This is a genomic window from Pseudomonas salomonii (assembly GCF_900107155.1).
In the GTDB taxonomy this organism is placed as follows: Bacteria; Pseudomonadota; Gammaproteobacteria; order Pseudomonadales; family Pseudomonadaceae; genus Aquipseudomonas; species Aquipseudomonas salomonii.
In genome coordinates this window covers 1-21521 of the sequence record NZ_FNOX01000007.1, presented here as the reverse complement: position 1 = coordinate 21521, position 21521 = coordinate 1, and the positions used below count along the sequence as shown (strand labels likewise).

14 protein-coding genes are annotated in these 21521 nt (G+C 59.2%); all 14 read left to right on the top strand.

Annotation, left to right across the window (positions count from 1 at the left end; translation table 11 throughout):
- The first annotated feature begins 42 nt into the window (after positions 1 to 42).
- A complete protein-coding gene (tssB, locus tag BLV67_RS16560; RefSeq protein WP_017135823.1) occupies positions 43 to 549 on the top strand; it encodes a type VI secretion system contractile sheath small subunit in 507 nt (168 codons plus the stop codon).
- Between the two features lie 2 nt (positions 550 to 551).
- Positions 552 to 2048 (top strand): type VI secretion system contractile sheath large subunit, encoded by a 1497-nt coding sequence (gene tssC / locus BLV67_RS16555; protein ID WP_056860861.1) that lies wholly within the window; start codon positions 552 to 554, stop codon positions 2046 to 2048.
- 149 nt (positions 2049 to 2197) lie between these two features.
- A complete protein-coding gene (locus BLV67_RS16550) occupies positions 2198 to 2686 on the top strand; it encodes an Hcp family type VI secretion system effector (protein ID WP_005792512.1) in 489 nt (162 codons plus the stop codon).
- Between the two features lie 104 nt (positions 2687 to 2790).
- Positions 2791 to 3306 (top strand): type VI secretion system baseplate subunit TssE, encoded by a 516-nt coding sequence (tssE, locus tag BLV67_RS16545; RefSeq protein ID WP_005792513.1) that lies wholly within the window; start codon positions 2791 to 2793, stop codon positions 3304 to 3306.
- Entirely contained in the window at positions 3303 to 5162 is a 1860-nt protein-coding gene (tssF, locus tag BLV67_RS16540) for a type VI secretion system baseplate subunit TssF (protein WP_065931924.1), read from the top strand. Before tssE ends, tssF begins: the two co-directional genes overlap by 4 nt.
- The gene (gene tssG, locus BLV67_RS16535; RefSeq protein WP_069787144.1) at positions 5126 to 6169 is read left to right on the top strand and encodes a type VI secretion system baseplate subunit TssG; all 1044 of its coding nucleotides are present in this window, start codon (positions 5126 to 5128) and stop codon (positions 6167 to 6169) included. Before tssF ends, tssG begins: the two co-directional genes overlap by 37 nt.
- A complete protein-coding gene (gene tssH, locus BLV67_RS16530; protein ID WP_069787145.1) occupies positions 6162 to 8819 on the top strand; it encodes a type VI secretion system ATPase TssH in 2658 nt (885 codons plus the stop codon). Before tssG ends, tssH begins: the two co-directional genes overlap by 8 nt.
- Before the next feature lie 158 nt (positions 8820 to 8977).
- Positions 8978 to 10918, top strand: coding sequence for a type VI secretion system Vgr family protein (locus BLV67_RS16525; protein ID WP_069787146.1), 1941 nt, complete (start codon positions 8978 to 8980; stop codon positions 10916 to 10918).
- 15 nt (positions 10919 to 10933) lie between these two features.
- A complete protein-coding gene (locus BLV67_RS16520; RefSeq protein ID WP_069787147.1) occupies positions 10934 to 11368 on the top strand; it encodes a DcrB-related protein in 435 nt (144 codons plus the stop codon).
- Between the two features lie 12 nt (positions 11369 to 11380).
- Complete coding sequence (locus tag BLV67_RS16515; protein ID WP_074854486.1) at positions 11381 to 15712, top strand: RHS repeat-associated core domain-containing protein; 4332 nt, start codon at positions 11381 to 11383, stop codon at positions 15710 to 15712.
- Entirely contained in the window at positions 15709 to 16374 is a 666-nt protein-coding gene (locus BLV67_RS16510) for a hypothetical protein (protein WP_065931344.1), read from the top strand. Before BLV67_RS16515 ends, BLV67_RS16510 begins: the two co-directional genes overlap by 4 nt.
- Positions 16375 to 16538: 164 nt before the next feature.
- Complete coding sequence (locus BLV67_RS16505; RefSeq protein WP_069785698.1) at positions 16539 to 16766, top strand: hypothetical protein; 228 nt, start codon at positions 16539 to 16541, stop codon at positions 16764 to 16766.
- Positions 16767 to 16773: 7 nt separating this feature from the next.
- A complete protein-coding gene (locus tag BLV67_RS16500) occupies positions 16774 to 17784 on the top strand; it encodes a hypothetical protein (protein ID WP_069785697.1) in 1011 nt (336 codons plus the stop codon).
- A gap of 5 nt (positions 17785 to 17789) precedes the next feature.
- Positions 17790 to 21521 (top strand): DUF6531 domain-containing protein (locus BLV67_RS16495; RefSeq protein ID WP_074854492.1); only part of this gene is annotated, 3732 nt, incomplete at its 3' end.

Genomic DNA, 21521 nt, shown 5'->3' with positions numbered 1-21521 from the left:
TGCAGTAACAACACCGTCGCTCAAGCGACCAGGAGCAGCAACGTGGCGAAGCAAAGTTCTCAGAAATTCATCGCGCGCAACCGTGCGCCTCGAGTGCAGATCGAGTACGACGTCGAGCTTTACGGCGCCGAGAAAAAGGTCCAGCTGCCCTTTGTGATGGGCGTGATGGCCGACCTCGCCGGCAAGCCTGCCGAGCCGCTGGCGCCTGTGGCTGATCGCAAGTTCCTTGAGGTAGACGTCGACAACTTCGACTCGCGCCTCAAGGCCATGCAGCCACGCGTAGCCTTCCACGTACCGAATGAGTTGACCGGCGAAGGCAACCTGAGCCTGGACATCACCTTCGAAAGCATGGACGACTTCAGCCCGGCCGCCGTAGCCCGCAAGGTCGATTCCCTCAAGCAACTGCTCGAAGCCCGCACCCAGTTGGCCAACCTGCTGACCTACATGGACGGCAAGACTGGCGCTGAAGAAATCATCATGAAGGCGATCAAGGACCCGGCACTGCTTCAGGCACTTGCCAGCGCGCCTAAGCCAGCAGGGGATCAGTAATCATGACCGACAATACCGCCCGCGAAGGCTCCCAGATTCTGGGGGCTACCGAAGAAGCCAGCGAGTTCGCCAACCTGCTGCTGCAAGAATTCAAGCCCAAGACCGAGCGTGCCCGCGAAGCCGTGGAAACCGCCGTGCGCACCCTGGCCGAGCAGGCTCTGGCGCAGACGGACCTGGTTTCCAATGACGCGATCAAGTCGATTGAATCGATTATCGCGGCCATCGACGCCAAGCTCACCGCCCAGGTCAACCAGATCATCCACCACCCGGATTTCCAGCAGCTCGAAAGCGCCTGGCGTGGCCTGCACTACCTGGTCAACAACACCGAGAGCGATGAGCAGCTGAAGATTCGCGTGCTCAATATCGCCAAACCTGAACTGCACAAGACCCTGAAAAAATTCAAGGGCACGGCGTGGGACCAGAGCCCGCTCTTCAAGAAGATGTACGAAGAAGAATACGGCCAGTTCGGCGGCGAACCGTACGGTTGCCTGGTGGGCGACTACTACTTTGACCAGTCGCCTCCGGATGTCGAATTGCTGGGCGAGTTGTCGAAAGTCTGCGCCGCCATGCACGCACCATTCATCGCGGCCGCTTCGCCGACCGTGATGGGCATGGGCTCGTGGCAGGAACTGTCGAACCCGCGCGACCTGACCAAGATCTTCACCACGCCGGAATACGCCGGCTGGCGCTCGCTGCGTGAATCGGAAGACTCGCGCTACATCGGCCTGACCATGCCGCGCTTCCTGGCGCGCCTGCCGTATGGTGCCAAGACCGACCCGGTGGAAGCCTTCGCCTTCGAAGAAAACACCGACGGCGCCGACAGCTCCAAGTACACCTGGGCCAACGCCGCTTACGCGATGGCGGTGAACATCAACCGTTCGTTCAAACACTACGGCTGGTGCTCGCGCATCCGTGGCGTGGAGTCCGGCGGTGAAGTGGAAAACCTCCCGGCCCACACGTTCCCTACCGATGACGGTGGCGTGGACATGAAGTGCCCGACCGAAATCGCCATCAGCGACCGCCGTGAAGCGGAGCTGGCCAAAAACGGTTTCATGCCGCTGCTGCACAAGAAAAACACCGACTTCGCCGCGTTCATCGGCGCCCAGTCGTTGCAGAAACCGGCCGAATACGACGACCCGGACGCCACCGCCAACGCCAACCTGGCTGCGCGCCTGCCGTACCTGTTCGCCACCTGCCGCTTCGCCCACTACTTGAAGTGCATCGTGCGCGACAAGATCGGTTCCTTCAAAGAGAAGGACGAGATGCAGCGCTGGTTGCAGGACTGGATCCTCAACTACGTCGACGGCGACCCTGCACACTCCACCGAAACCACCAAGGCCCAGCACCCGTTGGCCGCCGCCGAAGTGATCGTGGAAGACGTCGAAGGCAACCCGGGTTACTACAACTCCAAGTTCTACCTGCGCCCGCACTACCAGCTCGAAGGGCTGACGGTGTCGTTGCGCCTGGTATCGAAACTGCCGTCGGCAAAAAGCGCGTAACTCGCTCGTTCCCACGCTCTGCGTGGGAATGCCGCCCGGGACGCTCCGCGTCCCAGTGACGCAGAGCGTCACAGGATGCGTTACCACGCAGAGCGTGGGAACGATCAGCGTTAATAAATTCTGTGGCTGAGTCCACACAGGGAGAAAACATGGCTGTTGATATTTTCATCAAGATCGGCGACATCAAGGGCGAGTCCATGGACAAGGCCCACAAGGACGAAATCGACGTGCTGAACTGGAGCTGGGGCATGGCCCAGTCCGGCAACATGCATGTGGGCGGCGGCGGCGGCGCGGGCAAGGTGAATATCCAGGACCTGTCGCTGACCAAGTACGTCGACAAGGCTTCGCCTAACCTGATGATGCACTGCGCCAGCGGCAAGCACATCGACAAGGTCAAGTTGACCGTGCGCAAGGCCGGCGGCGAAAGCCAGGTCGAGTACATGGTGATCAACCTGGAAGAAGTGCTGGTCACGTCCCTGAGCACCGGCGGCTCGGGCACCGATGATCGCCTGACCGAAAACGTCACCCTGAACTTCGCTCAAGTGATGGTCGACTACCAGCCGCAGAAAGCCGACGGCACCAAAGACGGCGGCGCAATCAAGTTTGGCTGGAACATCCGTTCCAACACCAAGCGCTGATAGCCCTGGCGGCCGCAGCCAATGACCGCAGCCCATGGCTGCGACCCCTGGCTGCGACCCCTGGCACCTTGTCCCTCTCTTAGCCCGTCCGTGGAGCTGCTTTGGTGGTAACTGAAATCGCTTCCCGCGACCGTCTGCAACCGTCCCTGCTGGACCGGCTGACCGACGACGACCCGACCAACCCCAAGGAAAGCGCCGATAAACGCGTGCTGTCCCTGACCCAATTGAAAGCTTCGGTGCTGCGCGACCTGGCGTGGCTGCTTAACACCACGTCGCTCCTCGACGCCGATGCGACGTTGCACACCCCGGCTGGCACATCGGTGGTCAATTACGGCCTGCCGGCGCTGGCGGGCAATAGTGTTTCCAGTGTGGATATCAAAGCCCTGGAAGCCCTGATCTATCAGGCGATTGCCACCTTTGAACCCCGAATTCTGCGCCACACCCTGCGCGTCAAAGCCCGCGTGGGCCATGGCGAGATGAACCACAACGCATTGAGTTTCGAGATCGAAGGCGACCTGTGGGCGCAGCCGGTGCCGTTGCGCCTGCTGCTGCAAACCGACCTGGACCTGGAATCCGGGCATGTGCGTGTCGTCAATGCCGACCAACGGAGGCGCCCATGAACCCGCGCCTGCTGGAGTTGTACAACCAGGAACTGCACCACGTGCGCGAAAGCGCCGCCGAGTTCGCCAAGGAATACCCGAAGATCGCCAGTCGGCTGACGTTGTCCGGCATGGACTGCGCCGACCCGTACGTCGAACGCTTGCTCGAAGGCTTTGCCTACCTCACGGCCCGGGTGCAGCTCAAGCTCGACGCCGAGTACCCGACCTTCACCCATAACCTGCTGGAAATCGCCTACCCGCACTACCTCGCGCCCACGCCGTCGATGACCGTGGTGCAATTGCAGACCGACCCCGACGAAGGCTCGCTGGCCAGTGGTTTCCCGCTGCCACGCGACACCGTGTTGCGCGCCGCACTGGGCCGCGAAACCCAGACCTGCTGCGAGTACCGCACCGCGCACCCGGTGACGCTGTGGCCGTTGCAGGTCAGTGGCGCCGAGTACTTCGGCAACCCCGCTGCCGTGCTGGGTCGCCTGGCGGCCAGCGAACCCAAGGCCAAAGCCGGCCTGCGCCTGACTCTGCGCACCGGCGCCGAATTACCCTTCAACAGCCTCGACCTCGATAGCCTGCCGCTGTACCTCAGTGGCGCCGATGAGCAGCCGTTCCGTCTTTACGAACAACTGCTGGGCAATGCCTGCGCGGTGTTCGCCCGCAAACCCGGTGGCGATTGGGTCGAGCGCCTGCCGCCAAACGCGGTGCGCTCCCGGGGTTTTGACGACGCCGATGCGGCCATGCCGGTGGTGGCCCGCGCGTTTCAGGGTTATCGGCTACTGCAGGAATACTTCGCCCTGCCCCACCGCTTCCTGTTCGTCGAATTCGCGCAGCTGAGCCGTGCGGTCAAACGCTGCGACGGCCAGGAGCTGGAGCTGATCGTGCTGTTCGACCGTCACGAGCCGAGCCTGGAAGGCAGTGTCGGCGCGGCGCAGTTCCTGCCGTTCTGCACGCCGGCGATCAACTTGTTTCCCAAACGCGTCGACCGTATCCACCTGTCGGACCGTGTTAACGAACACCATGTGATCGCCGATCGCACGCGGCCGATGGATTTCGAGATTCACTCACTGAGTGGCATTACCGGCCATGGCACTGGGCCGGAGCAGCCGTTCCTGCCGTTCTATGCGGTGCGCGATCCGTCCCGCTACGGCCGCGATCAGGCTTACTACACGCTGCGCCGCGAGCCTCGCGTGTTGTCCAGTGACCAACGCCGTAACGGCCCGCGCTCTACCTATGTGGGCAGCGAAACCTTCGTCAGCCTGGTCGACAGCCAGCAAGCGCCCTACCGCCATGACCTGCGCCAGCTCGGCGTGACCGCACTGTGCACCAATCGCGATCTGCCGCTGTTCATGAGCGTGGGCAATGGCAAGACCGACTTCACATTGGCCGATAGCGCGCCGGTGTTGTCGGTGCGTTGCGTCGCCGGGCCGAGTCGTCCGCGTGCCAGCCATGCCCATGACGCCAAAGCGTGGCGCCTGATCAGCCAGCTGTCGCTCAACTACCTGTCGCTGAGCGAACAAGGCCAGGGCGCTGGCGCCTTGCGTGAACTGCTGCGCCTGTACGGCGACAGCAATGACGCGGCCCTGCAATTGCAGATCGAAGGCTTGCGCGAAGTCAGCAGCAAAGCCGTGACCCGGCGCCTGCCGATGCCCGGCCCGATAGTGTTTGGACGCGGCCTGGAAATCACCCTGGAATTCGATGAAAACGCGTTTCGCGGCACCGGCGTGTTCCTGCTCGGCGCAGTGCTGGAACGCTTCCTGGCACGTTATGTGTCGATCAACAGCTTTACCGAGACGGTGATCCGTACCACCGAACGCGGCGAGATCATGCGATGGAAAGCCAAGCCCGGTCGACGTCCGACCCTGTGAACACACTGGATGCGATGCATCAGGAGCCCTGGGAATACGATTTCTTCCAGGCGTTGCGGCGTATCGAGTGCGAATCGCCCGATCTGCCGCGCCTGGGCCATTCCCTGCGCCTGGCCGATGACCCACTGCGCCTCGGGCAGCAAGCCGATTGCACCTTCGCACCGGCCACATTGGCCTCGGTCGACCCCGGCGGCGATGGCAAACCGGCGCGGCTTGAGCAGTTCTTTTTCGGCCTCGGCGGCCCCAACGGCCCCTTGCCGCTGCATATCACCGAGTACGTGCGCGAACGCCAGCGCAACAATGCCGACAGCACCAGCAAACAGTTTTTGGATGTGTTCCACCATCGCCTGCTCAGCCTGTTTTACCGAGCCTGGGCCGAGGCACGGCCGACCGTCAGCCACGACCGCCCGGATGATGACTACTGGTCCGCACGCCTCGCGGCGCTGAGTGGTCGAGGCATGCCGAGCCTGCTGAATCAGGGGCTGATTCCGGATACCGCGAAGCTGCACTACAGCGGCCACCTGTCGGCGCAAACCCGCTACCCGGACGGTTTGAAAGCCATTCTCAGCGAGTACTTCGGCCTGCCGGTAACCATCGAAGAATACGTCGGCCAATGGCTGGAACTGCCGGAGCGCAGCCGCGTGAGTGTCAGCGCCAACCAGTTGGGCGTGGACTTTTGCCTGGGCAGCCATGTGTGGGATCGCCAGCATAAATTCCGCATCCGACTCGGCCCGCTCAAGCTGGACGATTACATGGGCATGCTGCCCGGCAGCCAGCCGTTCAACGAGCTGGTAGCGTGGGTGGCCGAGTACCTGGGCCATGAACTGGACTGGGACTTGAACCTGGTTTTGCAACAACCCGAAGTCCCAAAGCTGCAACTCAATGGCCAATTCCGCCTGGGCTTCAACACCTGGCTCGGCCAACCCGAGCATGACGCCAACGACCTAATCCTGGCCCGGCATTACGCCGATCACGCCACCACCTCAAGGAATCCAGAGCATGGGTGAAATCAGTCGCGCCGCACTGTTCGGCAAACTCAACAGCGTGGCCTACAAGGCCATCGAAGCCGCCACCGTGTTCTGCAAATTGCGGGGCAACCCGTATGTGGAACTGGCCCACTGGTTTCACCAGTTGCTGCAACTGCAGGACTCGGACCTGCACCGCATCATCCGTCAGTTCAACGTGGAGCCGGCACGCTTGGCCCGTGACCTGACCGAAGCGCTGGACCGCCTGCCGCGTGGTTCGACGTCGATCACCGACTTGTCCTCCCACGTGGAAGAAGCCGTAGAGCGCGGCTGGGTCTACGGCAGCCTGATGTTTGGCGAAAGCCAGGTGCGTACCGGCTACCTGGTGCTGGGTATCCTTAAGACGCCAAGCCTGCGCCATGCGCTGCTGGGCTTGTCAGCTGAGTTCGACAAGATCAAACCCGAAGCCCTGAGCGAGCGTTTTGACGAATACGTCGGCGACTCGCCGGAGAATGCGCTGAGTGCCAGCGATGGCTTCAATGCCGGTGCCGTGCCGGGCGAAGCCAGCGGTGCCATGGCACCGAGTGCGATGGGCAAGCAGGAAGCGCTCAAGCGTTTTACCGTCGACCTGACTGAGCAAGCGCGCAGCGGCAAGCTCGACCCGATCGTGGGGCGTGATGAAGAGATCCGCCAACTGGTGGACATCCTGATGCGTCGGCGCCAGAACAACCCGATCCTCACCGGTGAAGCCGGTGTGGGCAAGACCGCCGTGGTTGAAGGGTTCGCCCTGCGCATCGTCGCCGGTGACGTGCCGCCTGCGCTCAAGGATGTGGAACTGCGCAGCCTCGACGTGGGCCTGCTGCAAGCCGGTGCCAGCATGAAGGGCGAGTTCGAACAGCGCCTGCGCCAGGTCATCGAAGACGTGCAGGCTTCGCCCAAGCCGATCATTCTGTTTATCGACGAAGCTCACACCCTGGTGGGTGCCGGTGGCGCCGCCGGGACCGGTGATGCCGCCAACCTGCTCAAGCCGGCGCTGGCCCGTGGCACCTTGCGTACCGTAGCCGCCACGACCTGGGCCGAGTACAAAAAACACATCGAGAAAGACCCGGCCCTGACTCGCCGCTTCCAAGTGGTGCAGGTGGCCGAGCCGTCGGAAGACAAAGCGCTGCTGATGATGCGTGGCGTGGCCTCGACCATGGAAAAACACCATCAGGTGCAGATCCTTGATGAAGCCCTGGAAGCCTCGGTGAAACTGTCGCACCGCTACATCCCGGCACGCCAGTTGCCGGACAAATCCGTCAGCTTGCTGGATACCGCCTGTGCGCGCGTCGCCATCAGCCTGCACGCCGTGCCGGCCGAAGTGGACGACAGCCGCCGTCGCATCGAAGCGCTGGAAACCGAGCTGCAAATCATCGCCCGCGAGCATGCCATCGGCATTGCCATTGGTGCGCGTCAAACCCATAGCGAAGCCTTGCTGAGCGCCGAGCGCGAACGCCTGGCAACGCTGGAAAGCCGCTGGGCCGAAGAAAAAACCCTGGTTGATGAGCTATTGTCCACTCGCGCGACCTTGCGCGAAAAGGCGGGCGTGGTAGACAGCGGCAACGATGAGTTGCGCGCCCAACTGGTCGACCTGCAACAACGCCTCACTGCGCTGCAAGGCGAAACCCCGCTGATCCTGCCGACCGTGGACTACCAGGCCGTGGCCTCGGTGGTCGCCGACTGGACCGGCATCCCGGTGGGCCGCATGGCACGCAACGAACTGGAGACGGTGCTCAACCTCGACCAGCATCTGAAAAAACGCATCATCGGCCAGGACCATGCCTTGCAGATGATCGCCAAGCGCATCCAGACCTCCCGCGCCGGGCTCGATAACCCAAGCAAACCGATAGGCGTGTTCATGCTCGCCGGCACCTCGGGTGTAGGCAAGACCGAAACCGCCCTGGCCCTGGCCGAAGCCATGTACGGCGGTGAGCAGAACGTCATCACCATCAACATGAGCGAGTTCCAGGAAGCCCATACCGTGTCCACACTCAAGGGCGCGCCGCCGGGTTATATCGGCTACGGCGAAGGCGGCGTGCTGACCGAGGCGGTGCGGCGCAAACCCTACAGCGTGGTGCTGCTGGACGAAGTGGAAAAAGCCCACCCGGACGTGCACGAAATCTTCTTCCAGGTGTTCGACAAGGGCGTGATGGAGGACGGCGAAGGCCGGGTGATCGACTTCAAGAACACCCTGATCCTGCTGACCACCAACGCCGGTACCGAGCTGATTTCCCGCGTATGCAAAGACCCGGCGAACATCCCCGAGCCGGAAGAAATCGCCAAGGCCCTGCGCCAACCGCTGCTGGAGATTTTCCCGCCGGCTCTGCTGGGCCGTTTGGTGACGATTCCGTATTACCCGTTGAGCGATGAGATGCTCAAGGCGATCACCCGCCTGCAGCTCAATCGCATCAAAAAGCGCGTGGAGAACACCCACAAGGTCGCCTTCGATTACGACGACGCGGTGGTCGATTTGATCGTCTCGCGCTGCACCGAAACCGAAAGCGGCGGGCGCATGATCGACACCATCCTCACCAACAGCCTGCTGCCGGACATGAGCCGTGAATTCCTCACGCGCATGCTCGAAGGCAAGGCGCTGGCGGGTGTGCGTATCAGCAGCCGGGATAATGAATTGCACTACGACTTCAGCGATTGACCTGACGGAATACGATCAAAACTGTGGGAGCGGGCTTGCTCGCGAATGCGGTGAATCAGTCACCGGCTGCATCAGCTGACACACCGCATTCGCGAGCAAGCCCGCTCCCACATTTAGAACCGGTTCCTACAGTTAATACGCAATTTACGGGACTACCGATGCTATTCAACCAAGCCTCACGCCTGGCCAAGATCACCAGCCCTCTGGGGCCGGATGTGCTGCTGCTCAATGAAATGGGCGGCGGCGAAGAGCTGGGCAGGTTGTTCAACTATGAGCTGCGACTGACCTCGCTGGACGCCAACATCGACCTTAACCAGTTGCTGGGCAAGCCGATGAGTGTCGGCGTGCAGTTGGCGGACGGTGGCGAGCGGCACTTCCACGGCATCGTCGCGCGTTGCAGCCAGAATATCGACCAGGGCCAGTTCGCCAGTTATCAGGTGACCCTGCGCCCGTGGTTGTGGCTGCTCAGCCGCACCTCGGACTGCCGGATTTTCCAGAACCTGAGCATCCCGCAGATCATCAAGCAGGTGTTCCGCGACCTGGGTTTTTCCGACTTCGAAGACGCGCTGAGCCGCCCGTATCGCGAGTGGGAATATTGCGTGCAGTATCGCGAGACCAGCTTCGATTTCGTCAGCCGCCTGATGGAGCAGGAAGGTATTTACTACTTCTTCCGCCATGAGCAGGACCGTCATGTGCTGGTGCTGGCCGATGCTTATGGCGCACACGCCACGGTGCCGGGCTACGCGTCGATCCCGTACTACCCCAAGGACGAGCAGCAGCGCGAACGCGACCATATGCACAACTGGCACCTGGCGCAGGAAGTGCAGCCGGGGTCGCTTGAGCTTAACGACTACGACTTCCAGCGCCCCAGCGCCAGCATCGACGTGCGCTCGGCCATGCCGCGCCCGCACACCGCCGGCGACTACCCGCTGTACGACTACCCCGGCACCTACGTGCAAAGCGCCGACGGCGAACACTATGCGCGCACCCGCATTGAAGCCCTGCAAACCCTGCATGAGCAGGTCGAGTTCAACGGTAATGCGCGTGGCCTGGGCTCGGGCCATTTGTTCAGCCTCACCGGCTTCAGCCGCCAGGACCAGAACCGCGAATACCTGATCGTCGGCTGCCGCTATGCCATCGTCCAGGAAAGCCTGGAAAGCGGCGGAGGCTCGGGAGCGGCGCAGTTCGAAAGCAGCCTCACCTGTATTGACGCCCAGCAAAGCTTCCGCCCGTTGGCCAGCACCTATCGGCCCATCGTCAAAGGCCCGCAGACTGCGCTGGTGGTCGGCCCCAAGGGCGAGGAAATCTGGACCGACCAGTACGGCCGCGTAAAGGTGCATTTTTACTGGGACCGTCACGACCAATCCAACGAAAACAGCTCGTGCTGGATACGTGTGTCGCAATCCTGGGCCGGTAAAAACTGGGGCTCGATGCAGATCCCACGGATCGGCCAGGAAGTGATTGTGAGCTTTCTGGAAGGCGACCCGGACCGGCCGATCATCACCGGGCGGGTGTACAACGCCGAGCAGACCGTGCCTTACGACCTGCCGGAAAACGCCACCCAGAGCGGCATGAAAAGCCGTTCCAGCAAAGGCGGCACGCCGGCCAACTTCAATGAAATCCGCATGGAGGACAAGAAGGGGCTGGAGCAGTTGTATATCCACGCCGAGCGCAACCAGGACATCGTGGTGGAGGTGGATGAAAGCCACTCGGTGGGGCATGACCGCAACAAGAGCATTGGGCATAACGAGACGGTGACGATTGGTAATAACCGCCTGCGCATCGTCAAGCAGGAGGACATTCTCTCGGTGGGCCAGCGCAAGACCGACAGCATCAGCCAGAGCTACGTGATTGAAGTGGGCGAGAACCTGCGGCTGGTCTGCGGCGAAAGCATTCTGGAGTTGAATGCCAGCGGGCAGATCAACCTCACCGGCGTGCAAATCAGCTTTTACGCCAGCGGCGACGCCGAGTTCAACACCGGCGGCGTGCTGCACCTGAACAACGGCGGCGGACCCGGTGCCACGCCCGATGGCCAGGGCCAAAAAGGCGCTATCGACGCCAACATTAAAGCCGCGTTCCCCACGCCTAAAAGCTCCTGACGAGACCTGTTTGCCATGACGTACCGAATCAACGAATTTCAGTTCCAACTGCCGGCCGCAGAGTTGCAGGACGCGACGATCAATATTCTCAAGTTTCCCGAGCTGGGCACTTCTTTGATCGTCAGCCGCAGCTTGCTGGCCGAAGGCGAAACGTTGCACAGCAACTTCGACGACCAACTCAAGCGCCTGGAAAAACAGGTGCAGGATTTGCGCTGCCAACCCAGCGTTACCGTGCGCCTGGGCGCCGCTCAAGAGGTGGAAGGTATCGAGTTGCGCAGCCAGTTCAACAAGGGCAATGACAAGGTGTTTCAGTATCAACTGGCGCTGGTGTTGCCAGGTACGCGCAAGATGCTCGCCTTGAGTTATGTGAAGGCCGAAAAGCTAGGCGATGCCGAGGCTGCGCACTGGGCATTGATCAAAAACTCGTTGTCGTTCGACGCTATTTCTTGATGAGCTGCCTGCATGTCTGACGCGTTATGGGCAGCCCGGATGGGCGATGCGCTCTCCCACACTTCGATGATGGCGGACATCCTCGGCGGTGTGCTGGAGGTGGCGGCCAATATCGCGATCACGGCGGTGGCGACGGCTGCCGTGGTTGCGGCCACCGGCATTACCGTGGTTACCGGTGGCCTCGGCTGCTTCCTGCTGGGTGCGGTGGTGGGCACGATTGTTGGCCTGGCCATGAGCAAAAGTGGCGCGGACAAAGGGCTGACCAAGATATGTGATGCCTTCAGTAACGCCCTGTTTCCGCCCACGGTGCAGGCGAACATTCTCACCGGCTCGACCAACACCCTGACCAATAACATGCCTGCGGCTCGTGCGGCCGGGGCGATCAGTTCCCATGTCACGCCGGCCGGTACCGAGCTGGAAGAAACCAAACCCGAGCCGGAACCCAGTTACCTGGACATGGCCGCAGGTTTCTTCTCGCAGATGTGGCGCCCTACCGTTGCAACGCCTGCGCCGGGCGCCGTGCCCAAGCCGCTGGACCTGGTGGTGTGTATGAAGCACCCGCCAATGCCGCCGCAGTTTCTGGCCGAAGGCTCGGAGAAGGTCACGGTCAACGGCCAACCCGCCGTGCGCAGTGGTGATCGCAGTACCTGCGATGCGACGGTGGTGTCGTCCGGGCTGATCTCTTCCAACGTGACCATCGGCGGCGGTTCGGTGGTGGTGCGTGAAATTCGCAGCGGCAAGACGCCTGGCGTCGGGCTGGCGGTTACAGCGCTGTTGATGCTCAAGGGTGGCAAGGGCAAGTTCTTCAGCAAGTTGCCGTGCATGTTGGTCAGCGGCGCAACCTCGATGGCGATCAGCAGCGCGATGGGCGCTGCGGCCAACGCTGCGATGGGCACGTCGAACCCGGTGCATGCCGCGACGGGCGCGAAGGTATTGGGTGATGTCGAGGAGCTGGATTTCGTACTGCCGGGCATCCTGCCGATTGACTGGCAGCGCTTTTACAACAGCCGCGACGAGCGCCCGAGCAGCCTGTTTGGCGTCGGCTGGAGCGTGCCCTACGAAGTATGCGTCGACATTCAGCCACATCCCGAGGGCGGCGAAACGCTGGTGTATACCGATGAGCAGGGTCGGCCCATCGACATGGGCTCGATTCCATTGGGCGGCGCAGTGTTCAGCGCGGGCGAAGGGCTCGCGGTGCGGCGACACCTCAATGGGCAATTGCTGATCGAAAGCGACGACGGCATGTACCGCTTGTTCGAAGCTGCGCCAGCGAACCCGTCGCAACTGCGTCTGAGCCAATTGGGTGATCGTAACGACAACCGCATCTACCTCGACTATGACGAAACCGGGCACTTGGTGCGCCTGCGCGATACGTTCGATCTGGTTCAGGTTGAGCTGATCCGTGAGCAGGGCCATGTGAGCCGCATCGAACGCCTGTACCCGGATCAACGTCGCGAAGTGCTGGTGAGCTACGGCTACGACGCAGCGGGCAATCTCGCGCAAGTGCGTGATGCAACCGGCCAGTTACAGCGGCGCTTCGCCTACGATGCCGGGCGCCGAATGGTGGAGCATCAATTACCCACCGGATTGCGCTGTTTCTATGAGTGGGCACTGGTTGAAGGCCTGGAATGGCGCGTGGTTCGGCATTGGACCGATGAGGGCGATGCTTACCAGTTCGACTATGACCTGCAGGCCGGACTCACACGCATCACCGATGGTTTGCAGCGCGTGAGTACGCGGTACTGGAACACTCAACATCAGATCATTCAATACAGCGATAACCTTGGCCAGACCTGGCTGTTTGAGTGGAATGACGAACGTCAGTTGCTCAGCGCGACTGATCCGCTGGGTGGGCGCTATGAGTACAGCTACGATGAGAGCGGCAACCTCAGTACATCCAGTGACCCATTGGGCCGTATTGAATCCGTTTTATGGCTGGAACATTGGTCTCTTCCACTGGTTGAAACCGATAGTGCCGGCAGCAGTTGGCAATACGAATATAACGCCAGCGGCAATTGTGTCCGCGAAACAGACCCGCTGGGTCTCGTCACTCGCTACCGTTATAACGCTGGTGGCCAGATCGTAGAGATTGTCGACCCCGCAGGTAAAAGCAACACCTTGCGCTGGAATAAATACGGGCAGCTGTCAGAGCATATCGACTGCTCAGGTTACTCAACAAAATTCAGCTACGACCATCGCGGTTATTTACAGACCATCACCGATGCGCTCGGCGAGCGCACGACTTACCTGCATGACGCTCGCGGGCGTCTGCTGCATTATCAACTGCCAGATGGTCGCGTTGAAGAATACCTACGTGACACAAGTGGCCAGCTCACCCAACACATCGATGCGGCCGGCCACACCACCGCCTATCAATACGATGGACGTGGGCAAGTTCGCCAACGCATCGACGCCCACGGACGCCACGTTCAATTTAACTATGATGCCTATGGTCGTCTCCAGGCACTGACCAATGAAAATGGTGAACAGTATCGATTTATCTGGGATGCGGTCGACCGAATCGTCGAGCAACAAGACCTGGATGGCAGCGCCCGACGCTATGCCTACGACGGATTGGACAATGCCATTCTCGAGTCTCATATACCCGCCCCTTATGGTTCTGGACTGGCACTTGTACCCGATACACCAATAGATCCCATCACTCATCATTTGGAACGGGACGCCGCTGGCCGATTGACCGGAAAAGTAACGGCCGATGGTCGAACCGACTACACCTACGACAGCGTCAACCAACTTACCGTTGCCACATTCACAGATACCCAAGGCTGCGAGCAAAGCCTGTCATTTACTTACGATGCTGTCGGCCAATTGCTGGAAGAACAAAGCTCGGCAGGCAGCCTGCGTCATCACTACGACGAACTGGGTAACCTGATACAAACGCAATTGCCCGATGGGCGCCATATCAACCGTCTCTACTACGGAAGTGGTCATCTGCACCAACTGAACCTCGATGGTCAGTTGATCAGTGATTTCGAGCGGGACCGGCTGCACCGTGAGGTTCTGCGTACTCAGGGACACATTACTACGCGGAGCGAGTATGACCGTGGTGGACGCCTACGTTCGCGCATACTGCGCAATGCCGACCAGCCAACACTGCTACCGCCCAGAGTACAGAAGCATTTCAATTACGACGCCAACGACAATCTGATCACCCGCATTGACCGTACGCCGGTTGCCAGTCGTCAACAATTGTTCCACTACGATGCGACGGGACGTATTGTCGCCAACCAAGACAACCTTCAGGGGCTGAGCGAAACGTTTGCCTACGACGCTGCCGCCAACTTGCTGGACGGTCCCCAACCCGGTGCAGGGCTGGTGGTACATAACAAACTACTGACCTATCAGGACAAACGATATCGCTACGATGCCTTCGGTCGAATGGTAGAGAAGCGTACCGGTAGTCATCGAGTACAACGCTTCTTTTATGATGCAGAACATCGTTTAATTGAAGTTCACAGCACCAACGGAGTTCAAGAAACTGTCGTCAAAATGTGCTACGACCCACTCGGTCGAAGGACATTAAAAACTGAACATGACATCCGCGGGTTTCCACTAGGCGAGACATATTTCATCTGGGACGGATTGCGACTGCTTCAAGAGCAAAAGAACAGTCTGAACAGCCTGTACCTCTATGGAACAGACAGCCACGAGCCGCTTTCACGTGTGGATGGTGTGGGTGCCCAACAAAAAATCCGGTACTACCACAATGATCAGAACGGACTGCCCGAACAACTATCGGATGCCACGGGTAATATCGTCTGGCATGCTCGTTATCGGGTTTGGGGCAATACCATTGAAGAGGTTCGTGAGCCTCACTACATCGAAGAGCAGAATCTGCGATTCCAGGGCCAATATTTGGATCGCGAGACAGGCCTGCACTTCAATACCTTTCGTTTCTATGATCCGGATATTGGGCGATTCACCACACCAGACCCCATCGAGCTATTGGGAGGAGTCAACCTTTACCAATACGCTCCCAACCCTTTAGGGTGGATAGATCCTTGGGGCTGGTCATGCCACGGCAACTCGAGAAAAAGCCGCAAGGCACAACACGGCTATGAAGTCGTAGACACGCGCACCGGAAAAGTTGCAAAGACCGGTGTGAGTGGCGGCAGAATAAAGAAAAATGGAAAATCGGCGCGAGCCGAAAAACAGGTTAGAGACTGGAACGCAGAACCAGGTAATACGGGACGGTATGAGTCCAGAGTAATCAAAAAGGTGCCGGCTGGCCCCGGCGCTCGGTGGAAAATCGAGCGTTGGGAGCAACGAAATGCAAACCGCCGCAGGCAGGAATTAGACCCAGCGAGGCATTCAAGGCCATGATTTTAAAAGAAGTGTACCTGTACCCGGACTTGACCGAATACAGCGACGAGATCATTCATCCGTTCCGCGATCAAAGCCGGTCTGTCTGCAATTTTCTGGAGCGCCATTTGAGCGCCCAAAAATTCGAGACGGTGGGCTTCAAAAAAATTTGTTTTGTCGGAACCAAGCAAACTACGCAGGAGGTCTACGTGAACTCCAGCGGCGCACTTATTGTGCCGGTCACTATGGACGAGGTCGCCTATAAAAACTGCGTAACGTCCGACGAACTCAATGAGTTTTTTATAAGCCTGCTGTTGAATGGGTTGGCAAAAGCGATAAAGCACATAGCGCTTCCTGCCGCCCTATTCAAAGACACACTTGATGAGTTTCGCCGTAACCACTTTAAAAACGAGTGGGTTTTCAAGAGTAAAAAAATAAAAACCCCTGCGTGTACCTGCGTACTTGAGTGCCGCCTGACAATCGATTTTTTCTTTTTGAGTTTTAAAGTTTTGAAGAACAACACCTGTGTGCTCGACAAAGAGATTTTGCGAACAGCTCCCGATGAAGTGGTCTTCCTTCCTTACTTAAAGGATATCAAGGAAGAAAACGGAAGAATAAAAGTCATCGACAAGTCAGGCATGGCGTTTTACATCACCACCGCTGCCAGCCTCGATAAGCTATGACGCGCGCAGTCGGCAACATCATGTTTAACTCAGAGCTCAATCAAGCACTAAAGCGTCAGCACACACCGATATTCGCCTAATAAAACAAGCATGGGGGCAGATTTATTTTCCGGCTCGTTCAAGCATCATAAAATGCGCCCCCTTTCCCCGGGAAAGAGTATCGCGTGGTAGCGACCGTCAATAACAAAGGGGTGAGTATGCTCAACGACCATAAGGACATTTCTACCGTTGACTATAAAGAGACGGGCCTCAAAGATGGCGTACTCTCCAAGACCAATGAGCCCAAGGCAAAAGGTGTAGGTTTTCGGATACTCGACAAATTCAACAAAACCATCACCTCTTTTCGCGTCGAGAAAAAAGGGGCGAACGGAAAGTGGAAGACCTGCGGATAACGACAAAATGGATATCTTCAATCTCATTTCATACAAGCTTGAAAGCTTCCTGAACATCCGGCCAGTTCCTCAGTCACTGGGCGTTATTTTTTATCAGGAAGACGAACCTTTATTGCTCTCCGCTGCCGCCAAGAAAAGCAATGGAACAACGCTTTATGTGAGCCGCTGGCACGATCTTCTTTCCGCGAGCGCTTTTGAAAAAGCCATGTTGAAACAGGGATTTACGGAGGCGGACTGCTATGCTCTTCTACTCGTCCTGTCTCGCTTTGGTCATTTGTTGGACATCGACAATCGTCAACGCACTAATAAAGACTATTTTGTTTTCTTCTATCTGATCCAGCTGATCAGTCTAAAAAATAGTCCTATCGATGAGAACGCGGCGTTCAGGAATCACATGCTCACGTTCCTGCTTTTTGAATTGAGCATTGATGACGAGGTGTATCGCAGGTTCAGTATCAAGGATAACCAACTGCTGATGGTGACCGAGGCTTTTGGATCTATAGCACTGCTGGACCTGATTAACGTGATATACAAGACGATTAAAGCAGACACCAGAAAAGAACACGCACTGCTGAGCACCTTGAAAGCGTTCCAGACAAACATCGTTAAACTATTGGTTACGCCGGATAATAAAAATTATCGCTTGAATTTTAATGATCGTTACAGCGAGCTCATGTATCCCGACGTGTTCCTGTATACCTATACCCACCACAGGCAGCAGGCTTTTGAAGCCTTGGTCGATACCGTCAACCCACTTCAATCAACCGAAAATCTTTTCGTCTCTAGTATTATTTTGATGAATTATGCTTTTTATATCCTGCGAACCCACCCAAAAGAGACTCTGAAGCTAAAAAAATTCGTCGATGATGATGCACTATTCGGCAAACTGCTGGAAGCAGTGATCAAGCGTCGAATGGCCGTTACTAAAGTGCAATTTGAAAAGATTCCAACAGGCCACGATCTGTCACTGATAAACGATAAGCAAACCTCCTTCTACAATATTTTGTACAGTCTTTAACCTATATGTCTGACGCGTTATGGGCAGCCCGGATGGGCGATGCGCTCTCCCACACTTCGATGATGGCGGACATCCTCGGCGGTGTGCTGGAGGTGGCGGCCAATATCGCGATCACGGCGGTGGCGACGGCTGCCGTGGTTGCGGCCACCGGCATTACCGTGGTTACCGGTGGCCTCGGCTGCTTCCTGCTGGGTGCGGTGGTGGGCACGATTGTTGGCCTGGCCATGAGCAAAAGTGGCGCGGACAAAGGGCTGACCAAGATATGTGATGCCTTCAGTAACGCCCTGTTTCCGCCCACGGTGCAGGCGAACATTCTCACCGGCTCGACCAACACCCTGACCAATAACATGCCTGCGGCTCGTGCGGCCGGGGCGATCAGTTCCCATGTCACGCCGGCCGGTACCGAGCTGGAAGCGCCCGAACCGGAACCCGAAGCCAGTTATCTGGACATGGCCGCAGGTTTCTTTTCGCAGATGTGGCGCCCTACCGTTGCAACGCCTGCGCCGGGCGCCGTGCCCAAGCCGCTGGACCTGGTGGTGTGCATGAAGCACCCGCCGATGCCGCCGCAGTTTCTGGCCGAAGGCTCGGAGAAGGTCACGGTCAACGGCCAACCCGCCGTGCGCAGTGGTGATCGCAGTACCTGCGATGCGACGGTGGTGTCGTCCGGGCTGATCTCTTCCAACGTGACCATCGGCGGCGGTTCGGTGGTGGTGCGTGAAATTCGCAGCGGCAAGACGCCTGGCGTCGGGCTGGCGGTTACAGCGCTGTTGATGCTCAAGGGTGGCAAGGGCAAGTTCTTCAGCAAGTTGCCGTGCATGTTGGTCAGCGGCGCAACCTCGATGGCGATCAGCAGCGCGATGGGCGCTGCGGCCAACGCTGCGATGGGCACGTCGAACCCGGTGCATGCCGCGACGGGCGCGAAGGTATTGGGTGATGTCGAGGAGCTGGATTTCGTACTGCCGGGCATCCTGCCGATTGACTGGCAGCGCTTTTACAACAGCCGCGACGAGCGCCAGGGCAGCCTGTTTGGTCTAGGGTGGAGCGTCCCGTATGAGGTGTGCGTCGACATCCAGCCGCATGCCGAGGGCGGCGAAACGCTGATCTACACCGACGAACAAGGCCGGGCCATCGACATGGGCTCGATTCCGTTGGGCGGCGCGGTGTTCAGCGCCGGTGAAGGGCTTGTGGTGCGGCGACACCTCAATGGGCAGTTGCTGATCGAAAGCGACGACGGCATGTATCGTTTATTCGAGCCTGCGCCCGCAAATCCGTCGCGGCTACGCCTGAGCCAGTTGGGTGATCGCAACGACAACCGCATCTACCTCGACTATGACGAAACCGGGCACTTGGTGCGCCTGCGCGATACGTTCGATCTGGTTCAGGTTGAGCTGATCCGTGAGCAGGGCCATGTGAGCCGCATCGAACGCCTGTACCCGGATCAACGTCGCGAAGTGCTGGTGAGCTACGGCTACGACGCGGCGGGCAATCTGGCGCAAGTGCGTGATGCAACCGGCCAGTTACAGCGGCGCTTCGCCTACGATGCCGGGCGCCGAATGGTGGAGCATCAATTGCCCACCGGATTGCGCTGTTTCTATGAGTGGGCACTGGTTGAAGGCCTGGAATGGCGCGTGGTTCGGCATTGGACCGATGAGGGCGATGCTTACCAGTTCGACTATGACCTGCAGGCCGGCATTACGCGCATCACCGACGGCCTGCAGCGTGTAAGTACGCGGTACTGGAATACTCAGCATCAGATCATTCAATACAGCGACAACCTCGGCCAGACTTGGCTATTTGAGTGGAATGACGAACGTCAGTTGCTCAGCGCGACTGATCCGCTGGGTGGGCGCTATGAGTACAGCTACGATGAGAGCGGCAACGTAATCGGCGAAACCGACCCGCTGGGCCGCAGTGATTCGACATTGTGGCTGGAACATTGGGCGTTGCCACTGGTGGAAACCGACGCTGCCGACAACAGCTGGCAGTATCGCTACGACCCTCGCGGTAACTGCATCGCCGAGACCGATCCGCTGGGTTATATCACCCGCTATCGCTATGACGCCCACGGCCAGGTCGTGGAAATTGTCGACGCCACCGGCAAAAGCAAAAAGCTGCGCTGGAATGCATTCGGGCAGTTGGTCGAGCATATCGATTGCTCGGGTTATCCGACGCGTTTCAGCTACGACGAGCGCGGTTATTTGCAGGTCATTACCGATGCCTTGGGTGAACGCACGCAGTTCAGCTATGACGCTCAGGGCCGCTTGCTCAGCAGCCAATTGCCGGATGGGCGCACCGAGCAGTATCAGCGCGACGCCAGTGGACAGTTGGTGGGCTACACCGACCCCGCCGGGCACACCACGCTCTACCAACACAACCGGCGCGGCCAGGTACGCCAGCGCACCGATGCCCATGGGCGGCAGGTGCAGTTTGGGTATGACAGCTACGGGCGGTTGCAAGCGTTGGTCAACGAGAACGGTGAAAGCTATCGGTTCGCATGGGACGCCGGGGATCGGCTGACCGAGCAGCAAGACCTCGACGGCAGCGCCAAGCGCTACGACTATGACTTGCTCGACAACATCACGCTGGTGACAGCCGTTCCAGCGCCTTATGGCAATGGACTGGCGATAGTGCCCGAGACGCCGCCCGCGCCTATCGTTCACCGGCTTGAGCGTGATGCGGTCGGGCGACTGGTGGCCAAAACCACTGACGATGGCCGCACCGACTACCACTACGATGCAGTGGATCAGCTCACGGCTGTGACCTTCACTGATCCACAAGGCAACGCCCAGGCGTTGGGTTTCGCCTATGACGCTGTCGGCCAACTGCTGGCCGAACAAAGTGCCGCCGGCAACCTGCAACACCACTACGACGAACTCGGCAACCTGATCCAGACCCAGCTGCCGGACGGCCGCTGGCTCAACCGCCTGTACTACGGCAGCGGCCATCTGCACCAGATCAACCTCGACGGCCAGGTCATCAGCGATTTCGAACGCGACCGCCTGCACCGCGAAGTGCTGCGCACCCAAGGCCAGCTCAGCACCCGCAGCGAATACGACCGCAGCGGCCGCCTGCGCTCGCGCCAACGCCGCCTCGTCAGTCAGCCAACGCTGATGCCCGCAGCGGCGCAAAAGCAGTTCGAATACGATCCCGCCGACAACCTGATCGGCAAACTCGACCAACAGCCCGCCGCGCAACATCGCCAACTGCTGCATTACGACGCCACTGGCCGCATCATCGCCAGCCAGGACAGCCTGCACGGGCAGCGCGAAACCTTTGCCTACGACGCCGCCGCCAACCTGCTGGACGGCCCGCAAGCGGGTGCTGGATTGGTGGTGCATAACAAGCTGCTGACGTATCAGGACAAGCGTTATCGCTATGATGCGTTTGGGCGGATGGTCGAGAAGCGCAGTGCCAAGCGTGGTGTGCAGCGGTTTGCGTATGACGCGGAAAGTCGGCTGGTTGAAGTGCGTAATGACGATGGTAGCGTGGTCAGGATGGTGTATGACCCGCTGGGCCGTCGGATAGAAAAAACCGAGCACGGCACTGATGGGTATCCGCTGGGGGAAACGCGGTTTACCTGGGACGGTTTACGGTTATTGCAGGAGCATAAGCACAGTCAGACAAGCCTGTACGTCTATGAAGATGAAGGCTACCAACCCTTGGCTCGTGTCGATGGTGCCGGGCCGTTGCAGAAGACTCGTTACTACCATAACGACCTGAATGGATTGCCGGAGCAG

Excerpts from the sequence above, each read along its gene's own strand:
- BLV67_RS16550 (WP_005792512.1), top strand. The coding sequence starts at position 2,198 with ATGGCTGTTGATATTTTCATCAAGATCGGCGACATCAAGGGCGAGTCC.
- BLV67_RS16515 (WP_074854486.1), top strand. The coding sequence starts at position 11,381 with ATGTCTGACGCGTTATGGGCAGCCCGGATGGGCGATGCGCTCTCCCAC.
- BLV67_RS16510 (WP_065931344.1), top strand. The coding sequence starts at position 15,709 with ATGATTTTAAAAGAAGTGTACCTGTACCCGGACTTGACCGAATACAGC.
- BLV67_RS16500 (WP_069785697.1), top strand. The coding sequence starts at position 16,774 with ATGGATATCTTCAATCTCATTTCATACAAGCTTGAAAGCTTCCTGAAC.
- BLV67_RS16520 (WP_069787147.1), top strand. The coding sequence starts at position 10,934 with ATGACGTACCGAATCAACGAATTTCAGTTCCAACTGCCGGCCGCAGAG.
- tssF (WP_065931924.1), top strand. The coding sequence starts at position 3,303 with ATGAACCCGCGCCTGCTGGAGTTGTACAACCAGGAACTGCACCACGTG.
- tssC (WP_056860861.1), top strand. The coding sequence starts at position 552 with ATGACCGACAATACCGCCCGCGAAGGCTCCCAGATTCTGGGGGCTACC.
- BLV67_RS16525 (WP_069787146.1), top strand. The coding sequence starts at position 8,978 with ATGCTATTCAACCAAGCCTCACGCCTGGCCAAGATCACCAGCCCTCTG.
- tssG (WP_069787144.1), top strand. The coding sequence starts at position 5,126 with ATGGAAAGCCAAGCCCGGTCGACGTCCGACCCTGTGAACACACTGGAT.
- tssH (WP_069787145.1), top strand. The coding sequence starts at position 6,162 with ATGGGTGAAATCAGTCGCGCCGCACTGTTCGGCAAACTCAACAGCGTG.